Source organism: Leptolyngbya cf. ectocarpi LEGE 11479, assembly GCF_015207065.1.
Lineage (GTDB): Bacteria > Cyanobacteriota > Cyanobacteriia > Phormidesmidales > Phormidesmidaceae > Leptothoe > Leptothoe ectocarpi.
Genome location: NZ_JADEXP010000457.1, coordinates 1 through 4,242, shown reverse-complemented (window position 1 = coordinate 4,242; position 4,242 = coordinate 1). Strand labels below are relative to the sequence as shown.

The window sequence follows — 4,242 nt, the reverse complement described above, 5'->3', positions numbered from 1 at the left end:
CCATTCCCTTTTACGTCCGGGACGGAGCTGCTGGCAGCCATTGCTATGACCTTCATCCTCGGCCCGATTGAAGAATTTGGCTGGCGGGGGTTGGCGCTACCGCTGTTGCAGCGGCGGTTTGTCCCCATTTTGTCGGCCCTGTTGTTGGGAGGCATCTGGGGTATCTGGCATCTGCCAGCCTTTCTGTTGAGCGGGACGCCGCAAAGTGCCTGGTCATTTACTCCCTTTTTGGTCGGGTCCGTGGCGCTGAGTGTGATGGTGACGCCCCTGTTTAATGCCTCGCGAGGGAGTCTTTTGCTGCCGTACCTGTTCCACCTACAGCTAATTAACCCGATCTGGCCTGATGCCCAGCCCTACGACATCATTTTTGTAGTGGCGGTGGCGCTGGTCGTTGTTGTTCTCAATCGTAAAACCATGTTCCGTAAAAACAGAGCCGTGACTCAGGTGATTCCCTCTTCGGTGCGGCTAGAGACACCGGGAGATCTCACTGGGGGCACCCGCTTGTGAGTCGTCCATCTTGGCAGGATGTCGTCCGGTTTTGGCAATGGCGACCAATTGATCCTCCAACAAGCCTGCTGGAGCAGACTAAGCACGCCCTTTTGACGGCACGGTTATTTATGCCGCTCAGTAAAATTCAGCCAATCCTTTGATTGGTGGGTTACGCTTCGCTAGCAGAACCCTACGATAATGCCTGATTCTAATCATGGTAAGCTGCCTATGCGATCGCGATAGGCAACCCCGTCTAAGCCTTTCCCTGTGGATGCGGTTGCAGGATCTAAGCGTTCGTTGAGGGCATCGATACGAGCTTCTGGATGGGGATGAGTACTTAAAAACTCAGGGGTAGCGTTAGATTCGTCCAGTAATTTTTGTAGAAAATCAACGGCAGCAATGGGGGCATACCCTGCCTGGGTATGCAGCGCTAACCCGGATTCGTCGGCCTCTAGTTCATGGGTGCGGCTGTTGGGACGATGTAGGGCGAGTTCCACTCCAAGTGCGATCGCTGCATTCTGTTCCAACCCGCCTGCTGTCAAAATACCCTGGGCGATTGCCGCCTGCTGCAGTCGTTGAACCGCATGGCGGCGGTCTATGTGGGCAATTTCGTGGGCGATAACGCTAGCTAGCTGAGCCTCATTATCTGCAGTTTGCAGCAAACCTGTGTTGAGATAAACAAATCCCCCTAATGTGGCAAAGGCATTCACCTCATCATCTTCTATGACTCGAAAGGTATAAGGGATTTGACGGCGTTCAGTTCCTAGGACTAATTGCTGGCCAATGCCATCGACATACTGGGTGATATTGGCATTGTCATAGACGTTCACATCTTGCAGGATTTGCTGGTTGATTTGTTGACCTAATTCAATCTCTTCTTGATCTGAAAGGTTAGAAATCTGAATAATGCGAATACCTTGAAAAATTAGGTCGATGAGATCGGCCTTGACAGGAGGTATAACCCAAACAGTGCCCAGGCCAAAGATCATGACCCAAGCAGCATAAAGCCAGCGACGGCACGATGGTCGGTAAGTAGTCCGTGGAATATTCATGCTCAAACTATAAAAAAGCTTTTTGAGGAAACTGTGAGTAGTGTAGAGTTAGCCTACAGACCATTACTGTTGAAAAGGAATTGTAGAGCGCTGATGTCGGGTTCATCTTGATGGACCATTTTGAAGAACAGGCTCGTATGGACAGGTTGAACGTCTGCGCCTTGAGATATCGGCTTAGAGTGAAAGGACTCGCAAACTCTACGAACACGTAGTATTCCCATCGAATCACAGTGGCCTAAGGGTCGGCCCAATACTAGGTCTTGAACTCTATCGTATGGTAACAACACTCTGAACTACTACTCAATTACAAAAGCAACAATTACCACATTGAGATTAAGACCAATGCTCTGATAAGCATATTGATTAGCTGTGTAAATTCTTACTAAAAGACAATGATCGTAAACGATAAAAATCCTAAGATCTAAGTATGGTAGCTTTATAAAAGGGATATGGTTAGTTCTCTTTTTAGGATGAGATATGAACAGTAGATAGTAGCATTTAGGCTGATTTACTCCGAAAGAGTCTGTTCAGAAAGGAGAGTTTAAAATGTATTTCAACCATTCGCCTCAGAGAAAGAGCATCTTCGCCATCCCGTTCAACTCTTGAGGAGCTATAGATTACTCGCCTCATACTTCTGGTTGAGGATTGCTAATAGGCTTGAGGTTTTTCAATGTACCACAATTGTATTGCTGGTCTTGTGTATGAACTCAAGTGACATTCAAATTAGGATGTTAGGTGTATATCATGACTAAAACATTTGGTTCCAGACTTAGAGAGTTTGCTCTAACAGTAGATAACGTTGACAATGACGCTTTTGACAACCTTTGGCAGTTGGTTAATTCATATTTGGAACAAGAATTTAACTTTGCCTATTGTGCTCTACTTGTTAAAAATGAGGTTGATCGAGAAGTTGGGCTTTTAACTTGGCAAAGCAGTGATAGTCGTAAGCCTGCCTTTAGTATACGAAGTGCTGATAATCGATTTAACGGATTAGCTGCTTATTCATTTGCTCAAGGCAAATCCTTATGGGTCGTTTCGACTGAAAGAGAACCTTTAGATGGTAATATTTCCATCCGAGATCTTTGGACCGGGATGAAAGAGCTTCCATCGCATACTAGTCCAAATATATCAGTTAAGACGGCTATTTTTGTACCGCTTTACTGGGATGGAGCACCCATTGGCGTGCTTGACCTACAGCTTTTCGACTATCATGAACCTACCAAGATAGTGAAAGAAGAGCTTAAGCAAATTGCTGAGACATTTTCGGAAATACGTACTCTTTATCGGAATAATACAACCCAGAAGAAAAATACAAAGACGGCCATTGATAGATTGAGAAAATCCCTGAAAGAGGAAAGCTGGCCACCTCTTACAACGCCCAAAGTATTTGTTGCTTCGTCTGGACGCGCAGATGAAACTGTAATGGGGGTTATTAAAACTACCTTAAATAGTTTTAATGATCAGCTACGTGTACATTATTGGAAAGAGAGTTCCAAAAGTGGAAACATCAACTGGGATATTCTCAAACAAATTAAGGCTTCTCGATTTGGAATCTGCTATTTTTCTGAACCCGTAGAAGCTGCAGGTAAGAATGATTTACCTTATCAGGATAATCCCAACGTTATTTTTGAAGCTGGAATGTTTCAGGCATTGACAAATTCTTCTCCAGCAGAACATCCGACTGGATGGATTCCAATTCGAGAGGCTCATCCTAAATTGACTGCACCTCCACCTTTTGACTTTGCTCAACAACGAATGATTATCATTGAAAGAGATGAAAATAATCATCCTAATATTGACAAGTTAAAGTCAGATTTAAAAGGCCATATTGAGAACCTGCTCAATCTTAGCACTTACTAATAGTGAAGTTTGTCTAGTCTGGGGCTGGGATAGTTTAGATGTTGTGTTGATAATTGCGATGAGCGAACGTTATCACCCATGAGCGATAAACGAGCCACGACCATGCATGCGATGGTGTTAGAAAAAGCCCAGCATTCTCTGCGATGGGCTGAGGTGCCAATGCCAACGCCAGGGCCAACACAAGTTCTGTTGCAAGTAAATGCGTGTGGTGTTTGTCGTACTGATTTACATATCGTTGATGGTGAGCTGGATAATCCCAAGCTGCCGCTGGTGTTGGGACATCAGATTGTGGGCCAGGTCCTTGATATGGGGGCTAAGGTTAAGGCCTTTCAGATGGGGCAGCGAGTGGGAGTACCCTGGCTGGGGCATACCTGTCAACATTGTCGCTACTGTCGGTCCCATCGAGAGAATCTTTGCGATCGCGCCACCTTTACCGGTTATCACCTAGATGGTGGCTATGCCGAGTATGCTGTAGCCGATGCTCAGTTTTGTTTTGCTCTGCCAGCAGGCTATGGTGATTTACAGGTTGCTCCTTTGCTATGTGCTGGTTTGATTGGCTACCGGGCTTATCGGATGACAGGAGATGCCTCAACGCTGGGATTCTACGGATTTGGAGCGGCGGCCCATATATTGGTTCAACTGGCACAGTATCAGGGGCGGCAGGTCTATGGGTTTACGCGTCCGGGAGATATTGCTGGACAACAATTTGCCCGTGATTTGGGGGCCGTGTGGGCGGGGGGCTCTGACCAGCCGCCGCCTCATCCTTTGGATGCTGCCATTATCTTTGCCCCAGCGGGCGAGCTAGTGCCCGTCGCTCTTAAAGCGGTGGCCAAAGGAGGAA

4 protein-coding genes are annotated in these 4,242 nt (G+C 46.6%); 3 read left to right on the top strand and 1 reads right to left on the bottom strand.

Going from position 1 to position 4,242, the window contains the following annotated elements:
- On the top strand, nucleotides 1–507 hold a 507-nt coding region (locus tag IQ260_RS28240), incomplete at its 5' end, for a CPBP family intramembrane glutamic endopeptidase (RefSeq protein ID WP_193996401.1).
- 194 nt (nucleotides 508–701) lie between these two features.
- Here the strand turns inward: IQ260_RS28240 and IQ260_RS28235 are convergent.
- A complete protein-coding gene (locus IQ260_RS28235; protein ID WP_193996400.1) occupies nucleotides 702–1,541 on the bottom strand; it encodes a M48 family metallopeptidase in 840 nt (279 codons plus the stop codon).
- 744 nt (nucleotides 1,542–2,285) lie between these two features.
- Here IQ260_RS28235 and IQ260_RS28230 point away from each other — a divergent pair.
- Nucleotides 2,286–3,401 (top strand): TIR domain-containing protein, encoded by a 1,116-nt coding sequence (locus tag IQ260_RS28230; protein ID WP_193996399.1) that lies wholly within the window; start codon nucleotides 2,286–2,288, stop codon nucleotides 3,399–3,401.
- Nucleotides 3,402–3,479: 78 nt separating this feature from the next.
- Nucleotides 3,480–4,242: alcohol dehydrogenase catalytic domain-containing protein (locus IQ260_RS28225; RefSeq protein WP_228016503.1), on the top strand; the 763-nt coding region annotated here is incomplete at its 3' end.

Coding starts and splice junctions, on each gene's coding strand:
- IQ260_RS28235 (WP_193996400.1), bottom strand. CDS start 1,541: ATGAATATTCCACGGACTACTTACCGACCATCGTGCCGTCGCTGGCTT.
- IQ260_RS28230 (WP_193996399.1), top strand. CDS start 2,286: ATGACTAAAACATTTGGTTCCAGACTTAGAGAGTTTGCTCTAACAGTA.